At 68.3% G+C, this 26,040-nt stretch carries 31 protein-coding genes; 19 read left to right on the forward strand and 12 right to left on the reverse strand.

What is annotated here, in order from left to right; all coding sequences use genetic code 11:
• The first annotated feature begins 24 nt into the window (after positions 1–24).
• Together KLK06_RS47165 and KLK06_RS47170 are read left to right on the forward strand one after the other, a co-directional pair.
• Positions 25–831 carry an amidohydrolase family protein gene (locus KLK06_RS47165; protein ID WP_214642291.1) on the forward strand — a complete coding sequence of 269 codons (807 nt, stop codon included), beginning with the start codon at positions 25–27 and terminating at the stop codon, positions 829–831.
• On the forward strand, positions 810–2,156 hold the full coding sequence (locus KLK06_RS47170; RefSeq protein WP_214642292.1) for a transcriptional regulator: 1,347 nt from the start codon (positions 810–812) through the stop codon (positions 2,154–2,156). The genes KLK06_RS47165 and KLK06_RS47170 overlap by 22 nt, the downstream gene beginning before the upstream one ends.
• 245 nt (positions 2,157–2,401) lie before the next feature.
• Here the strand turns inward: KLK06_RS47170 and KLK06_RS47175 are convergent, their stop codons facing one another.
• Together KLK06_RS47175 and KLK06_RS47180 are read right to left on the reverse strand one after the other, a co-directional pair.
• Positions 2,402–3,181, reverse strand: coding sequence for a DUF4184 family protein (locus tag KLK06_RS47175; protein ID WP_308168759.1), 780 nt, complete (start codon positions 3,179–3,181; stop codon positions 2,402–2,404).
• Between the two features lie 484 nt (positions 3,182–3,665).
• Positions 3,666–3,926 (reverse strand): hypothetical protein, encoded by a 261-nt coding sequence (locus KLK06_RS47180; RefSeq protein ID WP_214642294.1) that lies wholly within the window; start codon positions 3,924–3,926, stop codon positions 3,666–3,668.
• Positions 3,927–4,187: 261 nt separating this feature from the next.
• Between KLK06_RS47180 and KLK06_RS47185 the strand changes: the two genes are divergently transcribed.
• From KLK06_RS47185 to KLK06_RS47195, 3 genes are read left to right on the forward strand one after another with little or no spacing between them, the layout of a single operon-like run.
• Positions 4,188–4,562 (forward strand): GntR family transcriptional regulator, encoded by a 375-nt coding sequence (locus KLK06_RS47185; RefSeq protein WP_189140698.1) that lies wholly within the window; start codon positions 4,188–4,190, stop codon positions 4,560–4,562.
• Entirely contained in the window at positions 4,559–5,464 is a 906-nt protein-coding gene (locus tag KLK06_RS47190; RefSeq protein ID WP_214642295.1) for an AAA family ATPase, read from the forward strand. The genes KLK06_RS47185 and KLK06_RS47190 overlap by 4 nt, the downstream gene beginning before the upstream one ends.
• Complete coding sequence (locus tag KLK06_RS47195) at positions 5,461–6,156, forward strand: hypothetical protein (protein WP_214642296.1); 696 nt, start codon at positions 5,461–5,463, stop codon at positions 6,154–6,156. The genes KLK06_RS47190 and KLK06_RS47195 overlap by 4 nt, the downstream gene beginning before the upstream one ends.
• Before the next feature lie 1,155 nt (positions 6,157–7,311).
• Here the strand turns inward: KLK06_RS47195 and KLK06_RS47200 are convergent.
• The 3 genes from KLK06_RS47200 to KLK06_RS63345 all read right to left on the reverse strand — a co-directional run bounded on the left by KLK06_RS47200 (position 7,312) and on the right by KLK06_RS63345 (position 8,848).
• Entirely contained in the window at positions 7,312–8,328 is a 1,017-nt protein-coding gene (locus KLK06_RS47200) for a tyrosine-type recombinase/integrase (protein WP_308168760.1), read from the reverse strand.
• Positions 8,329–8,449: 121 nt separating this feature from the next.
• Entirely contained in the window at positions 8,450–8,638 is a 189-nt protein-coding gene (locus KLK06_RS47205; protein ID WP_214642297.1) for a hypothetical protein, read from the reverse strand.
• Between the two features lie 6 nt (positions 8,639–8,644).
• Positions 8,645–8,848: a recombinase family protein gene (locus KLK06_RS63345; RefSeq protein WP_214642409.1), complete on the reverse strand. Its 204-nt coding sequence runs from the start codon at positions 8,846–8,848 to the stop codon at positions 8,645–8,647.
• Positions 8,849–8,978: 130 nt separating this feature from the next.
• Here KLK06_RS63345 and KLK06_RS47215 point away from each other — a divergent pair, with 130 nt between their 5' ends.
• The 5 genes from KLK06_RS47215 (at position 8,979) to KLK06_RS47235 (ending at position 11,989) form a co-directional block, all read left to right on the forward strand.
• Positions 8,979–9,128 carry a hypothetical protein gene (locus KLK06_RS47215; protein WP_214642298.1) on the forward strand — a complete coding sequence of 50 codons (150 nt, stop codon included), beginning with the start codon at positions 8,979–8,981 and terminating at the stop codon, positions 9,126–9,128.
• A 28-nt stretch (positions 9,129–9,156) separates the two neighbouring features.
• Positions 9,157–10,560 (forward strand): FAD-dependent oxidoreductase, encoded by a 1,404-nt coding sequence (locus KLK06_RS47220; protein WP_214642299.1) that lies wholly within the window; start codon positions 9,157–9,159, stop codon positions 10,558–10,560.
• 369 nt (positions 10,561–10,929) lie between these two features.
• Positions 10,930–11,352, forward strand: a complete 423-nt coding sequence (locus KLK06_RS47225) for a hypothetical protein (protein WP_214642300.1) — start codon at positions 10,930–10,932, stop codon at positions 11,350–11,352.
• Entirely contained in the window at positions 11,343–11,633 is a 291-nt protein-coding gene (locus KLK06_RS47230; RefSeq protein WP_214642301.1) for a hypothetical protein, read from the forward strand. Before KLK06_RS47225 ends, KLK06_RS47230 begins: the two co-directional genes overlap by 10 nt.
• A gap of 122 nt (positions 11,634–11,755) precedes the next feature.
• On the forward strand, positions 11,756–11,989 hold the full coding sequence (locus tag KLK06_RS47235) for a hypothetical protein (RefSeq protein ID WP_214642302.1): 234 nt from the start codon (positions 11,756–11,758) through the stop codon (positions 11,987–11,989).
• Between the two features lie 30 nt (positions 11,990–12,019).
• Here KLK06_RS47235 and KLK06_RS47240 read toward each other — a convergent pair whose 3' ends face one another.
• The gene (locus KLK06_RS47240; RefSeq protein ID WP_214642303.1) at positions 12,020–14,644 is read right to left on the reverse strand and encodes a tetratricopeptide repeat protein; all 2,625 of its coding nucleotides are present in this window, start codon (positions 14,642–14,644) and stop codon (positions 12,020–12,022) included.
• A 256-nt stretch (positions 14,645–14,900) separates the two neighbouring features.
• On the opposite strand from KLK06_RS47240, the gene KLK06_RS47245 reads away from it, so the two are divergent.
• Positions 14,901–15,365 carry a hypothetical protein gene (locus KLK06_RS47245; protein ID WP_214642304.1) on the forward strand — a complete coding sequence of 155 codons (465 nt, stop codon included), beginning with the start codon at positions 14,901–14,903 and terminating at the stop codon, positions 15,363–15,365.
• 299 nt (positions 15,366–15,664) lie between these two features.
• Here the strand turns inward: KLK06_RS47245 and KLK06_RS47250 are convergent, their stop codons facing one another.
• The 5 genes from KLK06_RS47250 to KLK06_RS61985 all read right to left on the reverse strand — a co-directional run bounded on the left by KLK06_RS47250 (position 15,665) and on the right by KLK06_RS61985 (position 19,583).
• Entirely contained in the window at positions 15,665–15,979 is a 315-nt protein-coding gene (locus tag KLK06_RS47250; protein WP_214642305.1) for a hypothetical protein, read from the reverse strand.
• 606 nt (positions 15,980–16,585) lie between these two features.
• Positions 16,586–17,002 (reverse strand): DUF6262 family protein, encoded by a 417-nt coding sequence (locus tag KLK06_RS47255; RefSeq protein ID WP_214642306.1) that lies wholly within the window; start codon positions 17,000–17,002, stop codon positions 16,586–16,588.
• Positions 16,989–17,210, reverse strand: a complete 222-nt coding sequence (locus tag KLK06_RS47260) for a hypothetical protein (RefSeq protein ID WP_214642307.1) — start codon at positions 17,208–17,210, stop codon at positions 16,989–16,991. The genes KLK06_RS47255 and KLK06_RS47260 overlap by 14 nt, the downstream gene beginning before the upstream one ends.
• Before the next feature lie 115 nt (positions 17,211–17,325).
• Positions 17,326–19,008 (reverse strand): tyrosine-type recombinase/integrase, encoded by a 1,683-nt coding sequence (locus tag KLK06_RS62705; protein WP_214642308.1) that lies wholly within the window; start codon positions 19,006–19,008, stop codon positions 17,326–17,328.
• Positions 19,005–19,583, reverse strand: coding sequence for a tyrosine-type recombinase/integrase (locus KLK06_RS61985; protein ID WP_308168761.1), 579 nt, complete (start codon positions 19,581–19,583; stop codon positions 19,005–19,007). Before KLK06_RS61985 ends, KLK06_RS62705 begins: the two co-directional genes overlap by 4 nt.
• Positions 19,584–19,744: 161 nt before the next feature.
• Here KLK06_RS61985 and KLK06_RS47275 point away from each other — a divergent pair, with 161 nt between their 5' ends.
• The 5 genes from KLK06_RS47275 (at position 19,745) to KLK06_RS47295 (ending at position 22,340) form a co-directional block, all read left to right on the forward strand.
• Positions 19,745–20,023, forward strand: a complete 279-nt coding sequence (locus KLK06_RS47275) for a hypothetical protein (RefSeq protein WP_214642310.1) — start codon at positions 19,745–19,747, stop codon at positions 20,021–20,023.
• A gap of 33 nt (positions 20,024–20,056) precedes the next feature.
• Positions 20,057–20,626, forward strand: coding sequence for a site-specific integrase (locus KLK06_RS47280; RefSeq protein WP_214642311.1), 570 nt, complete (start codon positions 20,057–20,059; stop codon positions 20,624–20,626).
• A gap of 22 nt (positions 20,627–20,648) precedes the next feature.
• Entirely contained in the window at positions 20,649–21,149 is a 501-nt protein-coding gene (locus KLK06_RS47285) for a hypothetical protein (protein ID WP_214642312.1), read from the forward strand.
• Positions 21,150–21,202: 53 nt separating this feature from the next.
• Positions 21,203–21,724, forward strand: a complete 522-nt coding sequence (locus KLK06_RS47290) for a DUF6262 family protein (RefSeq protein WP_214642313.1) — start codon at positions 21,203–21,205, stop codon at positions 21,722–21,724.
• 181 nt (positions 21,725–21,905) lie between these two features.
• Positions 21,906–22,340, forward strand: coding sequence for a DUF6196 family protein (locus tag KLK06_RS47295; RefSeq protein WP_214642314.1), 435 nt, complete (start codon positions 21,906–21,908; stop codon positions 22,338–22,340).
• Between the two features lie 375 nt (positions 22,341–22,715).
• Here KLK06_RS47295 and KLK06_RS47300 read toward each other — a convergent pair whose 3' ends face one another.
• Positions 22,716–23,111, reverse strand: a complete 396-nt coding sequence (locus tag KLK06_RS47300; RefSeq protein ID WP_214642315.1) for a site-specific integrase — start codon at positions 23,109–23,111, stop codon at positions 22,716–22,718.
• A 166-nt stretch (positions 23,112–23,277) separates the two neighbouring features.
• Here KLK06_RS47300 and KLK06_RS47305 point away from each other — a divergent pair, with 166 nt between their 5' ends.
• Genes KLK06_RS47305 through KLK06_RS47315 form a run of 3 tightly spaced genes read left to right on the forward strand, consistent with a single transcriptional unit; the run spans position 23,278 to position 26,029 of the window.
• Positions 23,278–24,570 (forward strand): MFS transporter, encoded by a 1,293-nt coding sequence (locus KLK06_RS47305; protein WP_308168762.1) that lies wholly within the window; start codon positions 23,278–23,280, stop codon positions 24,568–24,570.
• A gap of 32 nt (positions 24,571–24,602) precedes the next feature.
• The gene (locus KLK06_RS47310; RefSeq protein ID WP_214642316.1) at positions 24,603–24,980 is read left to right on the forward strand and encodes a metalloregulator ArsR/SmtB family transcription factor; all 378 of its coding nucleotides are present in this window, start codon (positions 24,603–24,605) and stop codon (positions 24,978–24,980) included.
• The gene (locus tag KLK06_RS47315; protein WP_214642317.1) at positions 24,977–26,029 is read left to right on the forward strand and encodes an ArsO family NAD(P)H-dependent flavin-containing monooxygenase; all 1,053 of its coding nucleotides are present in this window, start codon (positions 24,977–24,979) and stop codon (positions 26,027–26,029) included. The genes KLK06_RS47310 and KLK06_RS47315 overlap by 4 nt, the downstream gene beginning before the upstream one ends.
• Positions 26,030–26,040: the final 11 nt, after the last annotated feature.

Below are 26,040 nucleotides of genomic sequence, written 5' to 3' on the forward strand. Positions count from 1 at the left end.
GTGTCCGCTCAAGGCGGAGGCCGCGTGAACCCGCTTGTGTCCGCGTTGTGGGAGCGGCGGCCCCAGAGCGACGTCCGGATCGTCGACGCGCACGCGCACGCCGGCCCGTACAGCCTGTTCTTCATCCCCGACGCGGGACCGGAGGCGATGGTCCGGGTCATGGACCGGTGCGGCGTGTCGCACGCCGTCATCTCCAGTCACCTGGCGATCCAGCTCGACGCCGCCGCCGGCAACGCCGCCACCGCCGCGGCGGTCGACCTCGCGCCCGGCCGCTTCACCGGCTACCTGACCGTCAACCCCTGGCAGGACCCGGTGGGGGAGCTGGAGAAGTGGGGCGCCGACGAGCGCTTCGGCGGCATCAAGCTCCACCCCGACCTGCACGACTACCCGCTCACCGGCCCGCGCTACGCCCCGGTGTGGGAGTTCGCCCAGCGGACCGGCTGCCCCGTGCTCACCCACACCTATGACGGCTCGCCGTACAACGACCTGCCCATGGTGGATCACGTGGCGGCGGCCCACCCCGGCGTGGTGATCCTCGCGGGGCACTCGGGGGCCACCCCGCTCGGCTTCGAGGCCGCGATCGAGGTGGCGCTGCGGCGCCCCGGGGTGATACTGGAGCTCTGCGGGTCTTTCAATACCGGCGCCGACATTTCCAGAATGGTGCGTGAAGTGGGCGCGGACCGGGTGGTGTACGGGTCCGACTTCCCGTTCATTGATCTCCGGATGTCGCTCGGCCGGGTAATCTTCAGTGACCTTGCCGAGGACGACCGGGCGGCGGTGCTCGGCGGAACGATGACCCGCCTGCTTCGATGGCGTTCGGGACTGGGGTGATCAAGAACATGGATCGGTTGCGTCCCGAGACATGGTCCAGGGTGGGGATCGGGGTGGTCGGCCCGCACGACCTCGTCGAGCAGATCGTGATGGTCGGCGCCGACCTGCCCGCCGCCGCCGACTGGCGACTGGTGGGCGCCCCGCACGCGGGGGAGCACGAGACGTACGAGAAGTTCTCGCGCATCGCCGACAGCATCGACGTCGTGCTCTTCACCGGCCCGCTCCAGCACGACCTCGCCAGGCAGGCGGGCGAGCTGCCCGTCCCCGCCACGCACGTCCCGATGAGCGGGGCCGCCCTCTACGCCAGCCTCCTGCGCGGGGTGCTCACCCAGGGCATCGACCCGGCCAGGGTGAGCATCGACTCGCTGCCCGCCGCCGACGTGGACGAGGCCTACAGCGAGATCGGGGTGAGCACCGCGGGCGTTCACTTGTCGGAGTACGACGAGCCCGAGTCCGTCCGCGGCTTCATCGGTTTCCACGAACAGCTCTACCGGCAGGGCGCCACCACCGCGGCGCTGACCACGATAAGGAGCGTCGCCAAGGCGCTGACCGCCGCCGGAGTGCCCGCCCTGCGGATGACGCCGACCACACACACCCTGCGCCTGGCCCTCAACACCGCGGCCCTGCTCGGCACCGGCAGCAGGCTGGAGGAGGCGCAGATCGCCATCGTCGTGGTCGAGCTCGCCACCTCCTCGCGGCCCAGCTACTCGGGGCCCGGCAACTACTGGCAGCAGGAGCTCAAGCTCAAGCTGCACCAGGCGCTGCTGGCCGACGCCCGCCTCATGGGGGCGACCGTGGCCCCCCGCGACGAGAACAGCTACGTCGTCACCGCCACCCTGGGCGCGCTCGGCCAGGCCACCGACGGGTTGCGGGCGGCGCCGTTCATGGACCGGATCCGCTCCGACACCGGCGTGGAGGTCGAGGTCGGCATCGGCCTGGGCAGCACCGCCAGGGACGCCGACGCCAACGCCCTGGTGGCGGTCGAGAAGGCGCGCAACGCGGGCGCGGCGGCGGCCTACCTGGTGGGCGTCGACGGCTCGGTTCTGTCCCTGCCGGTCCGCCGGCGCAGGCGCGTCGAGGCCGAACCCGCCGTCACCACCAAGGCCGCCAAGCTGCTGGAACGGCTGATCGAAGGGCTCGACGACGGGCCGGACGCGATGGTGGTGGACGCCGAGATCGTCGCCGACGTGCTGGCCATCGCGCCACGCAGCGCCCGCCGGGTGCTGCAGAGCCTGGCGGAGGAGGGGCTGGCCTGGCCCATACCTCCGGTCAAGGGCGCCCAGGCCGGCCGGCCGCGCCAGCCGTACCGGCTTGTGCGGGCCTAGCCGCGTTTGGGCGTTGCGCGGGCTTGGCCATGGTGTCCCCGGAGGACTTGAACCCTTCGCCCATCTCCTGAGCAGCTTCGACGCTCCGTGGCTGGCCATCTCGTGCCCGGAATAGGCGTGCAGGTGGCCGCGCCCCGCCCCGCCCCGACGAGGACGGGCCCTACTGCGCCGAGCTGATCGAGACGCCACGGACGTGGCTCACCGCGACCATGAGCCGGGACCGGCCAGGCGAGCCGCCGCCGACCTCACCGGCCGCTGCCGGGCTGGTCGGCCGCCGCCTCACGCGACGACCGCCGGCCCCGCAACGCCGTCCAGCCGTGCCAGGCGAGCACGTAGCAGGCAAGTATCAACGCTGCTCCATCGGCCCCACCCAAGATCATGCTTCGTACCAGGTCGTAGTCGCTCACCGCGGCACGATCCGAGGCCGCTCCCCGAGTGGCGCCCGCTGCCATGGCCAGCACGGCCGCGGCCGGCACCACGCCGCGCGCCCGGCCCAGCACCACCCCCGGGCCCTGCCCAGGCTGGACCGGCGCTCGCCGGTACCACCGCACGAGCCATCCGGCCAGGATCACCAGGCCGCCTGCCGAGCTGACGTACATCAGCATGTTGAACACCCGGTGCGCGCCGATGACCGGCTGCCGCAATGCCTGCCAGTGCGCCACCGCGAACCCGCCGACCTGCGTAAAGGCGTCCCAGAGCAAATGCGTGGCCATCCCGGCGAGCAGCGCGGCCACCACCGCCGCAGGCGTCGGCCGCGCCGGCTCCGGCAGCCGGACACGCAGCCCGGCAGGAGCCAGCGCGCTCAGCGGCGCCCGCAGCGCCTGGTGGAACACCACCAGCAGCACCACACCTGCCGGCAGACCCAGGACAAGCGGCCCCCACCACGCGTGCGTGCTCGCCGACGAGAACGGTAGCGGCAGATAGTACGGCGCGTCGGGCATCACGGCCCCGATGGCCAGCGCCGACGACGGCAACCATCGCCGCACCGGCAAGATCGCTGCAATATGGCTCACGGTGAAGGGCACCCGCCATTATCGGCACCTCCCACCCGGACGACGACCTTGATCGACAAGCCCCGGCCCTCGCCGTACCTTCCTCCCACTCCCGCTGGTGGTTGGCGACCGTGAGAGCGCCGAGTCGCAACTCGGCGAATCGGTCTGGGACAGAGCAAGTACTTTACTGGACTACCTGGAGGCACCCATGGTCCTCAGCGATCTTGTCCAGGATGGCGAGTGTCGTCGCTCATCGAAGTTGCAGTCGCTCGCGCTTGTTGTCATGAATGTGACTTGCATTGCTCGATGTCGCATTTTCTGCATAGCTTCGTGTCGTCCCGCAGATGGGATTTCGGCTGTGGACAGTGGTCCGCGGCATGGGGCCAGATTGGGACCCGCGCTAGCGACAGGGCGTTGACCTAGTGGGACGCTGTTCCCGGGAGGGGACAGTATCCAGATTCTGTCTGGTCGAGACCGTTCCGAAGATCGAAAAGTACGCCAAATAGCGATCCCAGAATCACGCCATAGAGCGATGCAAGTCACAGATGATGATCGCCGCGATCGTGGCATGACAGCCAGGCTCTAACGCCCTGTCCCGCTCATCGGTACGGTGATCCCGCTGATCGGCGGTGCGGTCCCGGGCATCCGCCGCCCGGTCCCGTGCGTCGGCATCGTCCTCATGCTCGGTCAGCTTCAGCTCCGACTCGCGGACCAGGCGCACGCGCTCTACGAGGGCGCGGTCCCGCGGACGGTGCTGTCGCTCGTCCTGGTCGGCCACCGTTCCTCGTGTCGGTGTCGGCGTCTGCGTCCACTCTGCCCAGGTGCGCACGGCGCCGCCTACCGTACGGCCCGATCACACCGTCCGCTGCGTCGAGACGACGCCGCCCACGCATCCCCGGCTGCCTTTCCTGAGCGGGAAACGGGTCCCGGCGCCGCCGCCGGCTGAGGTCGCGGGACGCCCGGGCGGCTTGACAGCCGCGGCGCAAGGTTACATGGTTAGTTACAAGTGTAGCTAACCAGTTGGGCGGCTAAGCCAACGATGGACGACGACCGACCGATCTTCCTTCAGATCGCCGAGCTGATCGAGAACTCGATCATCGACGGGTCGCTGGTGGAGGAGGCCCAGGTCCCGTCCACCAACGAGCTTGCCGCCTTTCACCGGATCAACCCGGCCACCGCGGCCAAGGGCGTCAACCAGCTCGTGTCGGAGGGAACGCTCTACAAGCGACGCGGCATCGGCATGTTCGTCGCCGGTGGCGCCCGGGCCAGGCTGCGCGAGCGGCGACGGGAACGGTTCACCGAACAGTACGTGGAACCCCTGCTCGCCGAGGCCCGCAAGCTCGGCATCGGCCACGACGAGCTGATGAAGATGATCGATTCATTCGGTGCGGTTGTCGGGAGGGACCTGGGATGACGGCGGTAGTAACCGCACACGGGGTGACCAAGCGCTTTGGTGACGTCACGGCGCTCGACGCCGTGAGCTTCGCGCTGGCCGAGCACACGATCTACGGCCTGCTCGGGCGCAACGGGGCGGGCAAGACCACCCTGATGCAGATCCTCACCGGGCAGGCGTTCGCGTCGTCGGGGAACGTGTCGGTCTTCGACGCGCCACCGGTGGAGAACCCGGCCGTCCTGTCGAAGGTCTGTTTCGTCCGGGAGAGCCAGCGCTACCCCCACGTCTACACCGTGCGCCACGTCTTTCACACCGCACGCCGGCTGTTTGCGAACTGGGACGACACGTTCGCGCACGGCCTCGCCGCGGACTTCCAGCTACCGGCCGGGCGGCTGGTCCGCAGGCTCTCGCGGGGCATGCTGTCGGCCCTCGGCGTGACCGTCGGGCTGGCCGCGCGGGCGCCCCTGACGTTCTTCGACGAGCCGTACCTCGGGCTCGACCCGGCCGCCCGGCAGCTTTTCTACGACCGCCTGCTCGCCGACTACGCCGGGCATCCCCGCACCGTGGTGCTGTCCACCCACCTCATCGACGAGGTGAGCGATCTGGTCGAGCGGGTGCTGCTCATCGACCGTGGCCGGCTGCTGCTCGATGAGGACGCCGACGACCTGCGCGGGCGGGCGGTGGCGGCCACCGGACGGGCGGAGGCCGTGGACGGGTTCGCCGCCGGACGCACCGAGTTGCACCGCGAGCGGTTGAGCGGCCTGGTCCGGTCGACCATCCTCGGTGGGCTCGAACCGCACGCGAAGGCGCTCGCGCAGGCGCTGAACGTCGAGCTGGAGCCGCTGTCGTTGCAGCAACTCGTGGTCCGCCTGACCGTACCGCCGACGACAACGGCGCCGGCGGACCGGGAGGCCGCCCGATGAACCGCATCCGTCAGGTGGCCCGTCTCCAGATGCCGGCCTGGCCGCAGATCCTGGGCTGGACGTGGAGCATGATGGCCGTCGCGTTCGGCATCAACCTGTTGACCTTCATGGCGAACTACGACCCGGGCGACGGCGTGACGAACACCGGCGGCCTGGTCAGCCTGTGCGGCGTCGCGATCGGGATGGCCGCCGTCTCGGTCACCCAGATCTTCCCGTACGCGCTGGGCATGAGCGTGACCCGCCGGGAGTTCTACCTGGCCTGGTCGCTGCTCGCGGTCGTCCAGTCGGTGGTCTACGCGCTGGTGCTCTGCCTGCTGCGCGCCGTGGAACAGGCCACCGGCTACTGGGGGATGGGGATGCGCTTCTTCGGCCTGCCGTTCATGGATGACGCCAACCCGGTGCTGCTCCTGCTCGGGTACGCGGTACCCATGCTGGTCGTGACCCACCTCGGGATCCTGCTCGGCACGTTGTACCTGCGCTGGGGCACCACCGGCGTCCTCGCCAGCCTCACCCTGGCGTTCACAGCGCTCGGGCTGGCCGCCGCGCTGATCACGTGGACCCGGCAATGGCACGGGATCGGCCGCTGGTTGCTCGACCAGTCCCCCACGGCGCTGCTCGCCGGCTGGCCGGTCCTGGTGGCCGCCGCGTTCGCGGTCGGCGGGTACAGGCTCATCCGCCGTGCCACGGCGTAGGCGCGGCGGGCACTCGGCCGCTCCGGACACCGGACAACGCGAACGCCAACTCCGCCGTGATGGGCCGCCAGATTGTCAGCCCTGTCCGCCCGCGTCCTTGGGAGAGATGCAATGACGAGCAACAACACGCCCCCGCCCGCCGCAGGTCTCGGGATCTGGGCAAATCTCGGGATCTGGATCGCATTTGGCGCTGCCTTCGGCCTCCTCGTCGGCGTCGTCGTCGGGGGTTTTTCGACAACGTCACTTACGGTGTCGGGCTAGGTTCGTCCTTCGGTCCGGGCCTGGGTGTGGCCGCCTGGGCCGTCTTCATCGCGCCGCGAAGGAATGCCCGCCGCGACTCCTGAGCGTCGCGCCCGAGTAGCGGCTACGGGGTCGTAGGCGCCACCGGGAAGTCCAGGAAGCAACGCAACGGCGCTGGCGATGGTGGCCGCGTCAGATGATCGCGCCCCGGCGGGCCGAGATCTGGTGGCGGTTGAGTTGGATCAGCAGCCGGCGCGGAGCGCGCCACCACCATGGCGATGTGGTATCGGTACAGCTTGGTCGAACCGACGCCAGGCCAAGCGGTGTTCCATACTCGGCTCACACTCAGCGTCATCGACGCAGCCGGCGGTCCAGGCGCTCCCGGCATCGCGGCTGCCGTCATAGCACTCGCCGACCGGATCGTCGACTGGGCGGATGGCTACGCCGCACCTCGATGTCGTCGCGGCGCTTCTCCGACACGGCGCCGACCCAGACCTCCAAAGCGACCCTCACGAGACACCCCGAGAGCTGGCCAAGCGACTGGGTTGGACGCCGGTGTTCAACGATGCCCGCGCGGACAACGACGCCTCGACTTTCGATCATCGCCGCCAGCAGTGACCTCGACTTGGCGAACCTTATCCGCTCAAGCCAACGCTCGGGGACCCAGCGTTCGGGGACCCAGCGCTGCACTGGCTCCGATCGTAAATATGACAAGTTGATTGAGCGAGAACGCGCTCGGCGCACTTAACCGACCAGCTCAAACACTGCGTGTGACGTTTGTTGGACGAGCAGGTACTGTTGCTTCGCGCGTGCCGACTCAGCGGGCGTCGACGAGTTCACCCAGGCGGGGCAGCCGGTCCCGGACCCTTTTCCGAACTACGGAGATCAACTCGCGGGCTGCGCTGCTTTCGCAGGTCATCGGCGTTCTCCGGGAATGATCGGCATACCTAGAGACACAGGCGCGGACGGCTGCTTGCGGGCTAGCCGGTCGAGGGCGGCGAGCTTGCGGCCAGCGGCGTCGAGACTGATTTGTAGTCCTTGGACTTCGCCGAGCCAGCCGTTGATGCGGGCTTCCTCGATGCGGTCGCGCAGGTTCCGGGTGATCTGTTCGAGGCGTCGGCGCTGTGCTGGCTCTACGCGCAGCATGGGGCAGCGGACGCAGGCGTGTTCGTGGGCGCAGGGTGTGCCGTAGGGGCGACCGCAGGTTCCGAGCTCGACCTTGCGCAGCTCGAAGTGCTGCTGGAACTCCTGCCACTCGTCTTCTGTGGGTTCGCGGTATTCCGCGGCCGGGCGGACGGCGCGGCGGGTGTCAAGGAAGGCGCGATAGCTGTTGATCAACTCGCCTTGGAAGACCGCGAGATACGCCTGTGTGGTGTTGATGTTGTGGTGGCCGAGGATCTTCGCGGCGATGTGGACCGGGAGTCCGCCGGTGACGGCGTCGGTGACGAACATCCGGCGGAAGTCATGTGGCGTGTAGTGCAGCGGCTGGCCAGCGCGGTCGGTGAGTCCCGCCCGCTGGATGGTGTCGTTGAGCAGGGTGTAGAGCACTTTGGTGCTGATGATTTCCCGGCGCCAGCCCACTTTGCGCTGGAACAGGTGAGGTAGCTGCGGGCCGGTGAGCCGCTCGTGTGGGTCGTAGCGCGCGGCGAGCGGGACGCGGCCGGACTCGTCTCTGATCCGGCTGATCGCTGAGGCGAGCACGCTGGCCAACTCGGGGACGACGAGCAGGAGGCGTTCCTTGTTGCTCTTCGATGGCACGATCTGGAGCAGCGGGATGACTTCGCCGGTGTCGGGCAGCCGGTAGGAGATCAGCGCGAGGTGTGTCAGCTCCAGCAGCTCTTCGATCCGGACGCCGGTGTGCCGCAGGGTCTCGATGATCGCCCAGGCCCAGAAGGCATTCTCTTCCTGGCGGAGGAGTTCGAGCAGGAACACCGCTCCAGACACCCCGACGGGCGTGGTCACCACCGAAATCAGCAAACCGGCGACGAACCCCAGCAGCCCCTGCCACCAGCTCATGGAAGTAATGCCCGAACGCTCACGCCCACATTGTTCGTCATGGTGATGAGACGGCGGCCCGCAGGGTGGCGAACTCGGCCCGCTCCGCCTCGACGGCCTCGGGGTAGGCCTGCCACCAGGCCGGGCAGCGGTCCGGCGAGCATCTCCAGCACCAGGCCGTGCGCGGTCTGATGATCGGCCAGCGCGGCGAGCTCGGCGGTTTCTTGGCCCAGGCGCTCAATCTCATCGACGGTCAGGATGATGCGGCAGTGCGGGCGTGGGCCTTGATCTGGCGGGCCAGCGCGAGCGCGGCCTCGAACTGCGGGCGGCCCCGCACCCTGCTGCTGATCTTCTCAGCGAAGATCTTGCCGCGACCGATGCCGTGTGTGGCCAGCGCGTCCAGTTGCGACTGCAGCTCTTGGGTGAGGGTGGAGCAGCGGGCGTAGCCGATGCGGATGTCGGCGCCTCACGGCCGGGGTCGGTATGGATGCACCTCCCAAGTTAGGTACTTCTCTAATTTGACACCCCTCTAATCAATGAGGCAATCTATAAACTACTTCGACAATCTTCTAAACAGGAGGTGCGCGATGCGCGCTCTGCTCCGCCGGTTCCGCTCCACCGTCGATGTCACCGTCGACGTCACCTTCGACGAGACCCGCGGCGGGGTCTGTGACACCAGCTGCCGCGCGAGCGCCTCGGTGGAGCGCGCCCGCACCAACACCCTGCTCTTCCGCTGAGACCCGACGCATTTGAGGAGAGGCAATCATGAGTGACGGATGCTGCGGCACCACCGCCGTCGAGATCGAGCCGATCGTGGCACACGCCGCGCCCAGCGCGTTGCCGGTCGTGGTCATCGGAGCCGGCCCGGTCGGTCTGGCCGCCGCCGCGCACCTGGCCGAGCGCGGTCAGGAGTTCCTGGTCCTGGAGGCCGGCGAGCAGGCAGCCGCCTCGGTCGCCCAGTGGGGCCACGTTCGCGTGTTCAGCCCGTGGAAGTTCAACATCGACGCCGCCGCCAAGCGCCTGCTGGAGGCCGACGGCTGGAGCGAGCCGGACCCCGAGTGGCTACCCACCGGCGCCGAGCTGATCACCGACTATCTCGCTCCGCTGGCCAAGCTGTTCGGCGACAAGGTACGGCTCAGCACCAAGGTGACGGCGATCAGCCGCCTCGGCTATGACCGGGTCCGGACCAACGGTCGCGAAGACGTCCCGTTCCTGATCCGTCTCGACGGCGGTGAGGAGTTGCAGGCCCGCGCGATCATCGACGCCTCCGGCACCTACTTCACGCCGAACGTCCTGGGTGCCAGCGGCCTTCCCGCGTACGGTGAAGCGGGAGCGGGCGAGCTGGTCGACCACGCCCTGCCCGACGTGCTCGGCACCGACCGTGAAACCTACGAGGGCAAGCACACGCTGGTCGTGGGCGCCGGCCACTCGGCAGCCACGACCCTGCTCGCCCTCGCGCAGCTCGACGATATTCAGATCACTTGGGCGATCCGCGCGGGAAGCGCCAGCCGTACCTATGGCGGCGGTGCGGCCGATGCGCTGCCCGCCCGTGGCGCGCTCGGTACTCGCCTGCGCGCCCACGTGGATTCGGGCCGCATCCAGCTGCTGACCGGCTTCTTCGCCCACTCCGTCACCCGAAGCGGCGACCAGGTGACTGTGGTCAGTCGCGACCCATCCGGCGCCGAGCAGTCGGTCACCGTGGACCGGATCGTGTCGGCCACCGGCTACCGTCCCGACCACTCCATCGCCTCCGAGCTGCGCCTGGATCTGGATCCGATTCTCGGCTCCACCAGAGCGCTGGCCCCGCTGATCGACCCGAACCAGCACTCGTGTGGCACCGTACCGGCGCACGGCGTCGATGAGCTGGCCCACCCTGAGCCCGGCTACTACGCTGTCGGCGTCAAGAGCTACGGCCGCGCCCCGACCTTCCTGATGGCCACCGGCTACGAGCAGGTCCGCTCGGTTGTCGCCGCCGTCGCGGGCGACTGGGAGGCGGCCCGCGACGTGCAGCTCGACCTGCCGGAGACAGGCGTGTGCTCATCCAACCTGGCCGAAGCGCAGGAGCAGCGTGTCGGCCTGGCCACCGGCATCAGCGGCGGCCTGCTGGCCACCCCGCTGCCGCTGGCCACCGTCGGCGCCTCCAGCGACGGCGGCAGCTGCTGCGGCTGAAAGCAGGAATCGACATGTCAGACGGATACCCCACCGCCACCCAGAAGGAGGCCTTGCGCCTCATCTGTGACCACGGACGGTTCCACACCGAAGAGCTCGGGCCGCCGGTTGGTCAGCGCCCGGCGATCCAGCACCAACCCGGGATTCGCGCTGGCCGTCGCTCGTATGGCCGGCGCCCTGGCCTGGCATCTGGACCCAGGGCTTCATCGCCCTTATCTCCAGTTCACCACGTACTTACCGTCCCGACCATTGGGTTTGTGTCGTGGGCATGTCTTTGACGCACTGTTGGTCGAGTAATCCACAACTCGCATTTTCCTTTGTCCTGCGGACATGATTCGCCTCCCGCGGTAAGCGGGGACCGAGCGCGGGGTGGACCTGCTGGCGGCCGGGCGGGTGCACGCCGACCTGTGGCGCCAGCAGTTGGACGCCGGCGCCGAGCACAGCAGTGTGGGCCGCCGGTTGTCCGCGCTGTCCAGTTTCTACCGGTACTGCGCTGGGCACGACCTGGTGCCGGCCGTGCCGACCGCCGGGGTGACACGGCCGCGGGTGGATCCGGACACCACCTACACGGTCGGGCTGGACCGCGACGAGGCCCGCGCGCTGCTCGCCCAGGCTGAGAAAGACCATGGGCGGCAACGGTTGCGTACCGACGCGACGGTGAAGCTGTTGCTGCACAACGCGTTGTGGGTCGACGAGGTGTGCACGGCCGACGTGTCCCATGTGGGGATGGACAAGGGGCGTCGGGTGCTGACCGTTGTGCGCAAGGGCGGGAAGAAGACAAGGTGCCGCTGACGCCGGCGACCTGGGCCGCGGTGGAGGCGTATCTGGTCGACCGGGCCGCGCGCGCCGGCTTGGCCGACTGGCGGGCTCTGCCGGGTCCGCTGCTGGCCACCGCCACCGCCACCGCCACCGCCACCGGCGGCCGGCTGCGGCAGGGCCACCTGTGGGAGCTGGTGCGCCGGCTCGCCCGCGCCGCCGGCATCGAGGTGTGGGACCAGCTCTCCCCGCACTCGCTGCGGCGCACCGGGATCACCCTCGCCCTGGACGCCGGCGCCAGCCTGCGCGACGTGTAGGACTACGCCAGCCACAAGGACTCTCGCACCACTCGGCGTTACGACCGCTCCCGGGACAACCTGGACCGCAACGCTGCCTACACCGTGGCTGCCTATCTCGCCTGACCGAGGTGATACCCGTGGTGACGTTGACCGATTTCCCCGAGCATCGCCGTGTGGCGCTGCTGTTCCGGCATGCGCTGGCGCGGGACTACGCCGGCGTGGAGGAGCTGGTCGCAGCCCACGCCGACCGGCCGTGTCCGTGGCACTGGTCCAGCGATGCGACTCGGTGGGTCGCGGTGCGGGGCAGCGACGGTCGCTATCACCTGTGCGAGGACGCGGAGGTGTTGTGCAGGGGCTCGATTTCGGTCACCTAGGCGGTCATGACGCCAGATTACCGATTCCCTTCACAGAAGGGACCTTTCCTGAAGGGAACCTGAAAGCCCGGCTGCACCGTTGGATCTGATGGCGAGGGTGCTGAGGTGCACCCGGACTTGGTCGGCCTCGGGCAGGCCGAGATCGGTCCAGAGGACCAGGGCGTGCTGGTAGTGCTCGCGCGCGAGGTCGAGGTTGCCGAGAGCGCGGTGGGCGTGGCCGAGACCGGTGAGGGCGCGAGCCTGCTGGTCGCGGCCTCCGACCTCGGCGGCGATGGTGTGGGCGTCGGTGTGGTGGGCGAGGGCGTCGGCGGTGCGGCCGGCAGCGTGGGCGGCCTCGCCGAGGCCATTGAGTGACCACGGTTCACACCCCTGGAAGCCGGTCTCACGGATGCTGGTCAGGGCCTGTCGGTGGTATTCGGCGGCCTGGATGGGCTGGCCAAGGCAGGTATGCAGGACGCCGATAGCGTCCAGCGCGGCCCATTCTCCGGTGCGGTTGCCCAGTTGCCGGTACAGAGTCAGGGCCTGTTCCAAGCAGTCGCCAGCCGACCCGTATCGGCCCGACCGGACCTCGATCTCACCGAAGGACATCAGCGCGTAAGCTTCACCGTCCCGGTCGCCTGCCTGCCGGTGCAGGGGTAGGGCCTGCTCGTAGTAGCCAATGGCCTGCCGGTGACGGCCCAGCACCGCCTCGACGTTACCGAGACCAGTCAGCACGCGGGCTTCGCCGTTGCAGTCGCCGGCCTGCCGGTACAGGGGCAGAGCCTGTGTGAAATGGTCGGCAGCCGCCTGGAAACGGCACTCGCCGTGCGCAATGATGCCGAGGTCGTTCAGCGTGCGAGCCTGGCCATCCGGATCGCCGGCCTGCTGGAACAGAGCCAGGGCCTGCTGGAGATGCTCGGTAGCCAGCCCGTACCGGCCCAACCGCCAAAGAGCCACGCCGAGATCATTCAAGGCATGGGCGTGTTCGGTCGCGTCGCCGGTGTGGAGTACGGCACGGTGTGCGTGACCGTGCACGGTCACGGCGTCGGTGTAATGACCGCCGGAGAGGTAGCGGTGCAAGGTGCGGGAAAGCCGGATGGTGTGGGTGGGCCATCCGTTGACAGCGGTGTGCGCGACGATGGCAACCAAGGTGGGTCGTTCGGCGTCCAGCCAGTCGACGGCGATGTCCGGGTGGTTCAGGTTCGGGGTGGGAGTGCCGGTCAGGGGGATACGAGGCCGAAGGTAAGCCTCGGCGGGGTACAAGGTGTTCATGGCAGTCGATGCGGTGGCCAGGTAGTAGTCGAACAGGCGGGTCAGGGCGGCGCGGCGCTCGGGTGGTCGGTCTTCGTCGTGGCTTCGGGTGGTGGCGTAGGCGCGGACCAGGTCGTGGAAGGTGTATCGGCCCGGTGCGGCCTGCTGCAGCAGGTGATCGCGGTGCAGGTAGTCCAGGCCCGCCTGAGCAGTGGCCAGGTCGGTGTTGGCCAGGGCGGCGGCGGCGTAGGCGTCGAAGTCTTGTCCGGGGTGCAGGGCGAGTAGGCGTAGCAGTCTTCGTTGGTCGGCGGGTAGGTGCTGGTAGGACAGGGTTAGGGCGAGTTCGATGCCGGTGTCCAGGCGCCGTTGGTGGTGGCGTTCGTCGAGCCGGTCGGCGTGGTCGGTCAACGTCCACCCGGGTGTGTTGCGGATGTGCCCGGTGATCAGGCTCAGGGCCAGGGGCAGGTAGCTGCAGCTCCGGGCGATCCGGGCCACAGCCTGCGGGTCTGTGCCGAGGGGAACCTCGGGGACGGCCTGGGTGAGGAATGCCAGGGCTTCGTCGGGGGTGAACACGTCCACGGACAGGTGGGTCGCGGGATGCAGGTCGGGCAGGCTGCGGCGGCTGGTGACCAGGGTGAGACAGCCCGGGGTGTTCGGCAGCAGTAGGCGGACCTGTGCGGTGGCGGCGGCGTTGTCCAGCACTACCAGGGTCCGGGTGCCGGCGAGGCGGTCACGGTAGGCGGCAGCCCGCGCGGCCAGATCGTGGGGGATCTGCTGGCCGGGCATCCCGAGCAGCCGCAGGAACCCCTCCAGCACCGCGGCCGGGTCGGCTGGCGGCTGGGCTGGGTCGGGATCGAAGCCACGCAGGTTGACGAACAACACCCGCTCGAACGGCTCCCGCCGGTGGAGCAGATGACCGGCGTGCACGGCCAGTTGGGTCTTGCCGACCCCGGCCATCCCCTCGATCGCGGAGATCACTACCGAGTCGCCGGCCTGTGCGGCGTGCCGGAGTTGGTCCAGTTCAAGGGTGCGGCCGGTGAACCCGGCAAGATCCGGGGGCAAGCTGTCCTGAACCCGGACCTGGGACATCGCCTCGGCCTCCCCGCCCACGACGCGCAGCGCCTGACGCCACTGGCTCACGTACCCCGTGTCGCGATGCAGCGCCTGGACCACCGCGACCACCAAGTCGGAATCCAGGCGTTGTCGCCCGGGCCGGAAGCAATACGCGACGGTGGACTTACACACCAGCTCACCGGCCGGCCGGCCCGCTGCCGCCCAGGCCGCATTGACCCGGTTTTTGATCGTCTCGTACGAGGGGTCACCGGCCCAGACCTTCAACCGGCGCAGCCGCTCGACCAGCTCGTCGAGGCTACCGGCCTGCGCCGGATCAGGCAGCACCGTCAATGCGTCTCCCGACGCAGTCATTGGATCCCCTGACAGCGGCATCGCCTACCTCGTGAATCGGGTCGATGTCTCGATGTTTCGGAGGCTAGCAGCCTCACTACCCGACCGTGGTCGCTCACCAGACAGTCCACGCCATCTGTTCCATAACGGACCCACCGGCACCGTCACTGACCCGGCGTCCGAATTCGTCCGAACCTCACCAGGACCGGGGATCGACGCCCAACACTCGATGACGACTCCACAAGTCGTTCGGGCACTGCCCGGGATTGGGGACACGGTGAACGGACTGAAGATCATCGGTGTGGCGGCCACGCTGGCCGTCATGCTGCTGGGGGCACAGCCGGCGGCTGCCGCACCGGCCCAGGGCGCGGCACCAGCTCAGGCGGTGACAACCAACACGCCGAAGGCCGAGGGCCGCGGCGTAGCACCTGCAATCACTCAGGTGTCCTGCACGGTGACGAACCGCTGGACATGTGTGACTCCGCCGCTCAACACGTTCAGTTCCACGATCTTCCATTACTCCACGACGGGCATACCCAACCTGGCGCCAGCGGGACAGCCCTCTTCGTTTGTCCTCGTCAAGGATATTGCGGTCGCCGGGTGGCCGGAGGTTAACCGTCAGTACCGCTACGGCGGCGCTGAACACGACCACTGGGCGGGCCAGGTGTACTCGACATACCAGGCCGAACTCCACTGCCCGTACACGTGCCAGGGAGCTGTGCTGTATTTCGCGAACGGCTGACATTCATCGACAACGCGATGAGATCGCCGTCCGGGCCGCTGAGGCGGCCCGGACAGCGAGGGGGTCTGCGGGCGGGTAACGACGGGGCGAGCGTGTCGCTGTCGACCAGCCACGACCTCATCGGGCGTCCCGGCCGCTACCGGCACCGGGTCACCCGGGCGTGGACATCACGACAACACTGGGCACCGAGCGGCGTGCCCGGGTGGGTCACAGTGGTTCGTGGTCGTCCTCATCGTCTGCGTCGCCGCCGTCGAGAAGCCGCAGGGCTTCGCGGAGCCAGCCGAGTTCGTCGGGGTGGGTCACCACGGTCCTCCAGCGTTGGGTGGCGGTGCCGTCATCGAGGTCGTCGGCGCCTTCGTAGTCGCCGGTGGCCGGACCGCGATCCAGAGATCCTCGTCGAGGAGTTCGGCTGCCGCGCGGAGGCGGGCCACGGTCGGGTCCTGGGTGAGGCTGTGGTCGTCGCCGAGGTCGGCCATGTCGATGCCGTGCTCGGCGAGCAGGCCGGCGGTGCACACCACGGCCAGCTGCGGCCGTTGCAGCGCAGGCGGGCGCAGGTCCTCGGCGGCGCCGGGGTGCTGCTCGTAGGCGGCCTGCGGGTGCAGCCCGAGAGGCATAGGGAGGGTTTCGTTGAATCCGCCCCAGAGGATGGGCTGGGTCGTCGTCGAACTATGGAGACCGAACAACAAGCAGCGGCAGACAGGGAGCCGAGCAGAACCGCGTCGGTGACGAGTCGGGAGCGAGCAGCCAACCTATCAAGGAGGAGTATATGAGAGCGAGAATGGTGTTCGCCGCATTGGCGACCATGGTCGCAACAGCGTTGTCGCTGGCCACGCCAGCGCCGGCGCTCGCGATCGAGCAGGTGTTCTGCAGGGTCCCGGAATGGAGCTGTGCGACTCCACCGCTCAGCACCGCCATCTTCCACATCTCGACTACTGGGGTGACCGGCCCTTCGCTTGTCGTCGTCCGCGACCTTGCGCTCCCTGGCCAGCCTGAGGTCAGTCGCGGTCACCGCGCGAGCGGTAATCACGACATTCGGGGGAGCCGGGTGTACTCGACATACCAGGCCGAACTCCACTGCCCGTACACGTGCCAGGGAGCTGTGCTGTATTTCGCGAACGGCTGACATTCATCCGCTGGGGGAGGAGAGCGCCGTCCAGGCCGCGTCAGCGGCCTGGACGGCGGTCCCTTTGGGGATTATTGATCGGCAATCTCTGGGTTGCTTACGGCGCGGTGCCGGAGGACGGTTGAGCCACTTGAAGGCGGCGCAGTTCGGCGTAGGCGTGTTCGAGTTGCTGACGTTGTTGGTTGTTCTGCTCGGCTAGAGCGTTGACTCGCTGCTGGAGGCGTTCGTTCCGCGCTTGCGCAGCGGTGAGGCGGACTTGCAGTGACCGCTCGCTGGCCGGGACTGATCGTCGTGTCGGAGCTTGTCCGTTGAGCTGACGCAGGCCCGCGATGAGGTCAGGTTGGGTGTAGAGCCACGACCGGGATACGCCGGCGTTGATGGCCAGTTGGGAGACGCTGATCGACTGACCGGAGCCGCGCAATGCCAGCAGCGCGTTCTCGGCTCGACAACGGGCCTCCGCACTACGTCGCGCTGCAGCGGCAGCAAGGTGGTGTGAGTTGTCAGCTGGCGTCATCGAGTTGGGCTACCTTTCCACCGAACACGACCTCGCCGTCGTCGCAGCTTTCGCAGGTTGTGATGATCTTGTCTAGGTTGTCGAGGATCGTGGTGTTCTTCTCGACGATGCGGTCGTGCCCGGCCGCTCGCGCGGACTCGATGATCGTGAGTGTCCGACCGCGCTGGTCGCGGTGTTGCGGCAGGAACTCCGGGGTGGTCAGGAACATGGGGCAGGTTAGGCAGGGGTTGGCGTGTTCGCAGTCGCGGATTAGGGGAAGCCCGCAGTAGCCGTTGGGCAGGGTCTGCTTGGCTCGGCCGAGACTGACGCGGGTCCAGGCCGCGTTACTGAGTGGATCGCCTTCGGTGAGCTGGACGATCTCGCCTTGCGCGTTGACGGTGACGGCGCGTTCCCAGTGCTCCCGGACTGTCCTGGCGTGCAGTCGGGCATAGACGGCGGTCATGGCCGGGGACATGTGGCAGTTCTTGGACGACGTGTTGCGGCACGTTGGCGTTGATCAGCCGTGTGCCGAGGGTGTGCCGGAACTGGTGGGGTGTCACGTGGACCCGGTTGCCGTGCTCGTCGACCAGCTCGATGTCGGCCAGCCACGTGGTGAGGTGACCGACCCAGGTTTTCCGGGGCATTGGCTTGTCGCCGCGGGGGTTGTCGCTCTCGGCGGGAAACAGCAGCGAGCACCCACCGGGGAACCTGGTGCGGACGCGGTCCTGCTGCTCGCTGATCAGGCTGACGAGCTTGTCGGTGATCGGGAAGAACGCCGCGCGTTGCCCGACCTTGTGGTTGATCCAGGCGAGATACGGAGCCCTCGAGTTGTCTCGGACCACGCAGTCAAACGGCAGCCAGGCCGCGTCCTTGGACCGCAGCCCGCAGGCCATGACGATGCGCAGCAGGAGTTCGCCGTGCCGGTTGGGAAACTTGGCGAGGTTCGTGTCGTCCTCGCACTGGCGCATGACCACCTCGCTGAGGAACCGGGGCCGCGAGGGCAAGGCTTTCGGCCCATCCCCGGGGATCACGACCGTGGTGCGAGGCAGCCGTAGCTCCCAGCCGAGGGTGCGGACGGTGTCGAGGAAGACGCTGATGCCGCTGATCTTGTGCTTGCGGGTAGCGACGTGGACGCCCTCGGCCTGCATCCACGCGAGCCATGCCTCCACGGTGTGGCGGGTGAGCTGCTCAGGCTCTCGGCAGCCGTCGGGTTGTCGGGCGGCGAGCTGGGCGAACTCGCCGAGATAGCGCACGTTGCCGGCGATCGTGCCGGAACCCGAATTCTTGCTGATCATGCGTCGGGCCCAGCGCTTGGCCAGGTCGCGGATCCACTGCTGGGGAATCTCGGTGAACCGTAGATAGCGTGCGGTGTTCTCCGGGGCGCGGTCGAACCGGCGCAGGTCCCAGACGTCGCGGTCGTACTCGCGTTCCCAGACACCGCCGGCGAGCAGCACCTCCAGGTGGTAGCGGGTGTCGATCACGAAGGTCAGAGCGGTGTTAGTCGGCCGGGCGCCCGACGGGCCGCGTGCCTGAGTGCGCCAGGTGTCGTCATCCAAGTCCAGCAGGCTGGCCACCTGTGTCTCGCGGATCCACGTCAGCGCGAAAGCCAGTGATCTCAGGCAGGTCTTGCGGTCCCCGGCCTCCGCACGGCGTTGCAGACCAAGCCCGAGCTCCAACCGAATCTGCGGAGACAGGTCTCGCATGTCCAGCATCGGCATGCCCCGGCTACTGGAGTATCGGCTGAACACCTCAAGATCCGCGGGCTGGCCCGCCTTCTTCCAGCGCGCGTAGTGGCCAGCACAGAAGCCCGCCGTCACGTCGGCCCAGCGTTCGCAGCCAGTGAACCGGCAGTCGCGCTCACCGTGGCTGGGCGGGGTATAGGCGATGCCCGCGGCCCACTCGGCCGGGTCCGGGCGGCCGTCGCTCCGCCAGTAGTGGCGGTGACGAGGGCACAGACCGATGCGGCCGCCTGCCCGGTTGCAATCGGCGACCAGGCAGGCGGGAAAGCTGACATTGCCGTAGTTCACCCTTGTCTGGGCGGCCGCCCACTCCTCCAGAGGAGGCTCGCTGGCATCGCGCCAGGCTTTGCGGTGGCCGTTGCAGAGCCCTGGCTTGGCGTGGTTGAGGGGCCGGTTGCAGGGTGGCACCCGGCAGCGTCCAACCCGGTCGCGTCACCGTAGCGGTCGTGACGGTCATGCGGTTGGGTCTCGTCCAGGACACCGTGTTCGGCCAGGACCCGGCGGTAGTCGGCGAGGTCGAGGTGGGCGTAGGTGGACTTGGTGGTCTGGGGTGAGGCGTGTCCGAGCAGTTCCGCGACGACCTCGATCGGGACGCCGGAGCGCAGCAGCCGGGTGGCGTAGGAGTGCCGCAGCGCGTGCCAGGTCGAGTCGGCAATGCCAGTGGCTCGGCGCAGCCGATCCCCGAGAGCCTCGACCGCGCTGTAGGTCATCGCCGCGCCTCTCTGGCCGCGCCACAGGTTAACGAACACGAAGTCGCTGTCCAGATCGCCGTACTCGGCGTAGCGGTTGAACAGGTAGTCCCGAACCGGCACCGCGCGGTCCTTCATCCCTTTCACCCGCGCCTGGTTCGGGTTACCTCGCACCGGACGGCAACCTGACCGGAAACGCCCTCATCCTCTGATCCCCCTGATCTCGTGCTGGGCTGCACCCGTGGCTGCGCCAAGCCGCCAAACGGTGGGCGGTTGAGGAACTCCCTCGGCACCGTGGTGGAGGCATCCGCCACGTCCAGCAAAAGATCAACGCGGTGGCCAGGCTCTCCGAGAGCATGCGCTGCCGCAGCGACCATGGCGAAGTCCCGGCAGCGTTGGGGAGATCCGACATCGACAACTTCCTCAACCGGCTCGGCTATCTGGAGTCCGCGGGGAAGATCAGCCGCTATCAGCGCAACGGTGTCTGCCGGGGAACCCGCTTGGTCCTCACCGGGATCCGTGCTCTGGGCCTGACCCGTCCCGGCGAGGTGGCCGCCGCGCTTGCCTGTGACTTCGCCGTCGGGCTCAGGGACATCCCGGCCGAAGCGGAGTGAGCAGAGCCCGCCCGGGACCTTCCACCGGAGGTCATGGCAGTTCTATGCGCCAACCTCGACGCCCTGCAACCGCCCGAAGTCTGGGTCGCCGTCCAGATCGCCATCGACACCGGTCGGCGCCCCGAGGACATCCTCGATCTTCCACTGGACTGTCTGCAACGCGACAAGGACGGAGCCGCCGTCCTCGTCTATGACAACGCCAAAGCCGACCGGCTCGGCCGGCGCCTACCCATCGGCGAAGCGATCGCCACCGTGATCACCGGTCAGCAAGCCCGAGTCCGTGCCCGCTTCCCAGCGATCCCCGTCGGGAACCTGAAGCTACTGCCCGCCCCGCGCGCCAACCAAGACGGCCGCAAAGCCATCACCATCGCGATGCTGGATGACCGGCATCGCGAATGGGTCACCCGGCTCGGCCCGCTGCGCACCCAAGACGGCACCGAGGTCGACGCCGCCCGCCTGGTCCCCTATGCCTACCGTCACACCTATGCGCAGCGTCACGCTGACGCTGGAGTTCCCATCGACGTCCTGGCTGAACTCCTCGATCACCGAAACCTGAACGTCACACGCTGTTACTACCGCGTTGTCGGGACAACGACGCCGTGAAGCCGTCGACAAGGTGACCGCGATGAGCTTCGACCGGCACGGCAACCGCCTCTGGCGCGATGTCCAAGCACTCCTGGAATCCGAGCACGCCCGATACGCGGTCGGGGAGATCGCTGTCCCCTACGGCACCTGCACCGAACCCTCCAACGTGCGTGCCGGTGGCGGCGCGTGCCCAGTCCGGTTCCGCTGCGCCGGCTGCGACCACTTCCGCACCAACGTCTCGTTCCTGCCCGACCTGACCGCCTATCTGGACGACCTGCTGCGCACCCGCGAACGCCTCGCCGCCACCATGGACGGCGTCGATGAATGGGCCCGCGCCGACGCCACCCCGACCGAGGAAGAGATCACCCGGATCCGGCGGCTCATCAATCGGGTCAAAGGCGACCTCACCGAACTCTCCGCCGCTGAACGCGCCCAGGTCGACGAGGCGATCTCCGTAGTCCGCAAGCACCGCGCGGTGAACCTCGGCATGCCATCCGTTCGAGTCCACCCACCCCAACCCGCAAGCGAGGCCCTCGCGTGACCAGCTCCAAGACGCCACCGACAGGGCCGGGACCGAGTACCAGAACCGCGGCCATGACGAAGGGACGCCAAGCCGACTCCGCCAGACGCCGCCAGCGCGTCATCGCCGCGATCAACCGCGCCCTGGCCGACGGGACAGAGATCAGCGTCTCCGGCATCGCCCGGGCCGCGGCCGTGGACCGGACGTTTCTCTATCGACACCGTGACCTGCTCGAAAAGATCCACGTCCTCGAAGCCGCACCACCCGCCAACGGCGACAACACCGGCCCCGCCGTCACCCGAGCATCGCTGCAAGCCGACCTGCTCGCCGCCCACGAACGCGCGGTCCGATTGAACGGCCGCGTCCAACAACTCGAGAAACGCCTGTCCGAAGCGCTCGGCGAACAGGTCTGGCGCCAGTCCGGACTCGGCGCACCCACCGACATCGACGCCCTCAACCAGAAAATCACTCACCTGGAGCAACAGACCATCGACCTACGCCTGCAACTCGAAGAACGCGACGAAGACCTCGCCGCCGCCCGCGCCACCAACCGCGAGCTCATGACCCAGCTCAACCACGCGGCCCGACCCCGATGATTGTTGGCCACCATTCGAGATGAGCATGTCGCGTAACTCGCCGTGAACGCGGCCGGAATCAGCAAGTCGGCGACGACGTTGTGAAGATCGTCGCCAGGACGGGGAAGCCTTTCCCTGCCCGGGCGCGACTGCCCAAGATCTCAGAGTGGATCACAGCCACATGAATCGAGGAGACCCACCCATGGTCAGCGTCAGCATGGAGACTGCGGAGCAGACGGAAGCACGCCTACGACGCGTGATCGCGGCAGCCGGGTTCGTCGTGCACAACGGCGTCTGGTGTTTCGAGGAGTCTCCGGCCGGCCGCCCACCAGCCCTTACCGGTGACACACTGGCGGTGGTCCGGGACAACGAGAGCTGGAGTGCCTTGGTCCCGTTCGCCCAGGAGCACGACGGTGTCGAACAATTCGGAGTCTTCTCCTTTCACTTTCCCGCCGACCTGGACAACAGTGGCTTCGTCGGCTGGCTGGCCACCCGTCTCAAAGCTCAGCTGGGGACCGGCGTATTCGTCATCTGCGGCAGTAACCGTGCCAGCGGAGGAATCTACGACTACTGGGGCTGCCCCATCGACCTGGTCGACGACGCTATCGCAGTCATCAAGGAACTACGTGCCGACTGACCTGATCCTTCGTGCACTCGCACCAGGCCACCGGGAGTGACGCCACATGCTCGCGAGGAGTGGTGACCAACACGATGACATGCCGTACGAGATCGTTGCACTACACCTGTCGCGATCGCTAATGTCTCATCCAACAGCCGCTGAGCTGCACAAACGCGAGAATCTGACCTCCAGTACACGGAGCGATCCCCGGAGAACATGCCCGACTCATAGAGCAGGGTGACCAGGAAACGGTCCCGCAGCCGCCGGCACGCTTCCTGCAACAGCGACACCTCATCGTCGGTCAGCACGCGGGGCCGCGTGCTTCTTGTGTGGATCCGTAGCGGGCTTCGCTCCACCGGGCCGCTCATCGCGTGCGCCAACATCGGCACATAGTCACCAGTCGCCCGCCGGGTCCCCCGGCGTCATCCCACCCAGTACCGGCCGAGCGGAGCCCCGCACCGCATGGAACCGGTAGAACTCAGCCAACGCCGCCCGCTTACGCACCAACGTGGAACCCTCCAACGCCGACGGACTGCCAGGCAACACAAACACACCCGGCCGCCGCAGCCCGGACGGCCGCCGCAACCAGTCCACGAACGCCGCGACATCCTCGAGCTCTACATCAGCGAAGTCCTGACCACGCTGGCCCAACCACTCGAACAAGTCCTTCAGGTCATGGGCATACGCCTTGACCGTCGCAGGCGACTTGACCTTGGCCACCAGGTGCACCAAGAAAGCCTCGATCGGCGGCACCGGCAACGAGTCCACGCCGATAACCGTGTATGACACCGACGTCTCCCCGGCCAACCTCTGAACTCGCACTTGACACCATCCTCGTCATAGACAGCTCATCGTGATATGTCCACGACGGACTGTCTACTCAGGATCATGACGCAAGGACTACACCACAGACACAGCGGATCGAGCTGAAGATAATCGCCGAAACGGGAGACGAGTGGACGACGACTGCGGACGGCCGCCGCCTGATCTCGTGCTCCAGCGAGCCGGAGTGAGCTCCACCACCGAGACCGTCGCCCCGCAGATCAGGGGCGGCGGTCAGCCGCGCTCCGGCCACGGATGGCGGATCGTCACCGCGCTGGCCGTCACCCAGACCATCGGCTACGGCGTGCTCTACTACGCCTTCTCCGTCTTCCTCGCGCCGATGGCCCGCGACCTGCACGCCACCAACGCCCAGATCGCCGCCGCGCTCACCCTGTCGATCCTGATCGCCGCGCTGTGCGCCCCGTTGGTCGGCCGTCGGCTGGATGCCCGCGGCGGCCGTGGCCTCATGACCGCCGGATCGATTCTCGGCGCGACAGCCGTGCTGGCCTGGTCGAGGGTGGAAAACCTGTGGCAACTGTATGCGGTGTTCGCCGCGATGGGCATCGCCTGCGCCATGGTGCTGTACGAGTCCGCCTTCGCCGTCATCGTCAGCTGGTTCGACGGCCCTGCCCTGGAACGCGGCCGGACCAACGCCCTGCTCGCGCTCACTGTCGTGGCCGGCTTCGCCTCCTCGATCTTCCTGCCGCTCACCGGACTGCTGGTGGAGTGGTGCGGCTGGCGCCAGGCCCTGGTCGTCCTGGCCTTGGTCTACGGCGTCGCCGCCATCCCCCTGCACGGGCTCGTCCTGCGTCGCCGTACTCACGCCAGGCACGAGCGCGTCACAGCAGAAGAGCGTGCCGGCATCGTGAAGGCCGCTATCCGTCGGCGGCCGTTCTGGCTGCTGGTGATCGCCTTCACCGCCAACGGCGGCGCGGTGGCCGTGATGGCGGTGCTGCTCATCACCTATCTGGTCCACATGGGCCACTCGCCTGTCCTGGCCGCGACGCTGGCCGGTCTTCTGGGCGTGCTGTCGGTGACCGGACGGTTGATCACCACTGGCCTGCAGACCCGCATGCCTGCCGCGCTGATCGCCGCCACGATCTTCGCCCTCCAGGGCGTTGCAGTCCTCCTCCTGCCGCTGGTCGGACGGACGGTCCCGGGTGCGATCGGCGCCGTGCTGCTGTTCGGGCTGGGCTTCGGCATCGCCTCCATCACCCTGCCGCACCTGCTGGTCGGCCGGTACGGCACCGCCGCCTACGCCACACTGTCGGGCCGCATCGCCGCCTTCTCGGTCGCGGACAAGGCCCTGGCTCCGTTGGGAGCGGTCGCGCTCGCCCAAGCGGTCGGTTACCTCTGGGTGATGGGCGCGGTCGCCACCGCCTGTGTGATCGCCGCGTTGGCCTTGGTCGCCTACTATCGCCTATAATTTCGATAGATTTCGAAGTAAGGGGTTGCCGCATGACCGCCGTCACGATCCAGTGCTGCGCGCCGATCGCTCGCGAGCCGCTGTCGGAGAGCGACGCCGTCGAGCTCGCGACGCTGCTCAAGGCCGTCGCTGACCCGGTACGGCTGCGCCTGCTGTCGATGATCGGCTCCCACGCGGGCGGCGAGGCGTGCGTCTGCGACCTCACTGACGCCTTCGACCTGACCGCCCCCACGATCTCCCACCACCTCAAGGTTCTGCGCACGGCCGGCTTGATCGATGGCGAACGCCGGGGCACTTGGGTCTACTACCGAATCATCCCCGAGGCGGTGAACAAGCTGGGCGCTCTGTTCGCGCCGCTCACCGAGCCCGCGCCCAGCAGGCCGGTTGAGCTGGAGCTCACCCCTGTATGACCGAACATCCGCGCGCGGTCGATGTCCTGGTCATCGGCGGGGGACAGGCGGGCCTGGCGGCCGGCTACTACCTGCGCCGGGCGCAGGCCGACTTCGTCATCCTCGACGCCCAGGACCGGCCGGGTGGTGCGTGGCGGCACGCCTGGCCGTCGTTGAGCCTGTTCTCGCCCGCCCAGTACAGCTCGTTGCCCGGCCGGATGATGCCCACCCCGTCCGGCGGCAGCTACCCCAGCACCGAAGACACCGTCGCCTACCTCACCGACTACGAACAGCGCTACGACCTGCCCGTGATGCGACCGGTCACCGTCCATGCGGTACGGCGGAGCGGCGACCGCCTGCTGGTGGACACCGATACGGGTACCTGGCAGGCCCGCGTCGTGATCAGTGCGACCGGCACCTGGTGGCGACCGTACGTCCCGCATTACCCCGGCATCCGCGATTTCCAGGGCGAGCAACTCCACACGGTCAACTACCAAGGGCCGGAGCCGTTCCGCGGCGAGCGCGTGGTGATCGTCGGCGGAGCCAACTCCGGCGCCCAGATCCTCGCGGAGGTCTCCACCGTCGCCGATACCACCTGGGTCACCCAGCGCCCGCCCCGCCTGCTGCCCGACGAGGTCGATGGCCGCGCCCTGTTCGCCCTGGCCACTCGGCGGACTACGGGCGGAGCGGGCATCGGAGATTTGGGCGACATCGTCGCCGTCCCGCCCGTCCGCGAAGCCCGCGACCGCGGCGTCCTCAAGGCCGAACCCATGTTCAGCCGCATCACCGCCGAAGGCGTCGCCTGGCCCGACGGCACCAGCCTGGCCTGCGACGCCATCATCTGGTGCACCGGCTTCCGGCCCGCCCTCGGCCACCTGGCCCCGCTACGGCTGCGCGGTCCCGACGGGCTCATCCCCGTAGACGGCACCCGCGCCATCGGCGAACCCCGTCTGCACCTGCTTGGCTATGGCGACTGGACCGGGCCAGCCTCCGCCACCCTCATCGGCGCCAGCCGTACGGCCAGAGACACGGTCGCCGAGATCATGCGATCAGGGTTTGTCCCCCACTGAAGCCGGCTCAC

This window comes from Nonomuraea sp. NEAU-A123 (assembly GCF_018603905.1).
In the GTDB taxonomy this organism is placed as follows: domain Bacteria; phylum Actinomycetota; class Actinomycetes; order Streptosporangiales; family Streptosporangiaceae; genus Nonomuraea.

Coding starts and splice junctions, on each gene's coding strand:
- KLK06_RS47170 (WP_214642292.1), top strand. CDS start 810: ATGGCGTTCGGGACTGGGGTGATCAAGAACATGGATCGGTTGCGTCCC.
- KLK06_RS47185 (WP_189140698.1), top strand. CDS start 4,188: ATGGACGACGACCGACCGATCTTCCTTCAGATCGCCGAGCTGATCGAG.
- KLK06_RS47190 (WP_214642295.1), top strand. CDS start 4,559: ATGACGGCGGTAGTAACCGCACACGGGGTGACCAAGCGCTTTGGTGAC.
- KLK06_RS47195 (WP_214642296.1), top strand. CDS start 5,461: ATGAACCGCATCCGTCAGGTGGCCCGTCTCCAGATGCCGGCCTGGCCG.
- KLK06_RS47205 (WP_214642297.1), bottom strand. CDS start 8,638: ATGAGATTGAGCGCCTGGGCCAAGAAACCGCCGAGCTCGCCGCGCTGG.
- KLK06_RS47215 (WP_214642298.1), top strand. CDS start 8,979: ATGCGCGCTCTGCTCCGCCGGTTCCGCTCCACCGTCGATGTCACCGTC.
- KLK06_RS47220 (WP_214642299.1), top strand. CDS start 9,157: ATGAGTGACGGATGCTGCGGCACCACCGCCGTCGAGATCGAGCCGATC.
- KLK06_RS47240 (WP_214642303.1), bottom strand. CDS start 14,644: ATGACTGCGTCGGGAGACGCATTGACGGTGCTGCCTGATCCGGCGCAG.
- KLK06_RS47250 (WP_214642305.1), bottom strand. CDS start 15,979: ATGCCTCTCGGGCTGCACCCGCAGGCCGCCTACGAGCAGCACCCCGGC.
- KLK06_RS47255 (WP_214642306.1), bottom strand. CDS start 17,002: ATGACGCCAGCTGACAACTCACACCACCTTGCTGCCGCTGCAGCGCGA.
- KLK06_RS47260 (WP_214642307.1), bottom strand. CDS start 17,210: ATGTTCCTGACCACCCCGGAGTTCCTGCCGCAACACCGCGACCAGCGC.
- KLK06_RS47280 (WP_214642311.1), top strand. CDS start 20,057: ATGGCAGTTCTATGCGCCAACCTCGACGCCCTGCAACCGCCCGAAGTC.
- KLK06_RS47285 (WP_214642312.1), top strand. CDS start 20,649: ATGAGCTTCGACCGGCACGGCAACCGCCTCTGGCGCGATGTCCAAGCA.
- KLK06_RS47290 (WP_214642313.1), top strand. CDS start 21,203: ATGACGAAGGGACGCCAAGCCGACTCCGCCAGACGCCGCCAGCGCGTC.
- KLK06_RS47295 (WP_214642314.1), top strand. CDS start 21,906: ATGGTCAGCGTCAGCATGGAGACTGCGGAGCAGACGGAAGCACGCCTA.
- KLK06_RS47310 (WP_214642316.1), top strand. CDS start 24,603: ATGACCGCCGTCACGATCCAGTGCTGCGCGCCGATCGCTCGCGAGCCG.
- KLK06_RS47315 (WP_214642317.1), top strand. CDS start 24,977: ATGACCGAACATCCGCGCGCGGTCGATGTCCTGGTCATCGGCGGGGGA.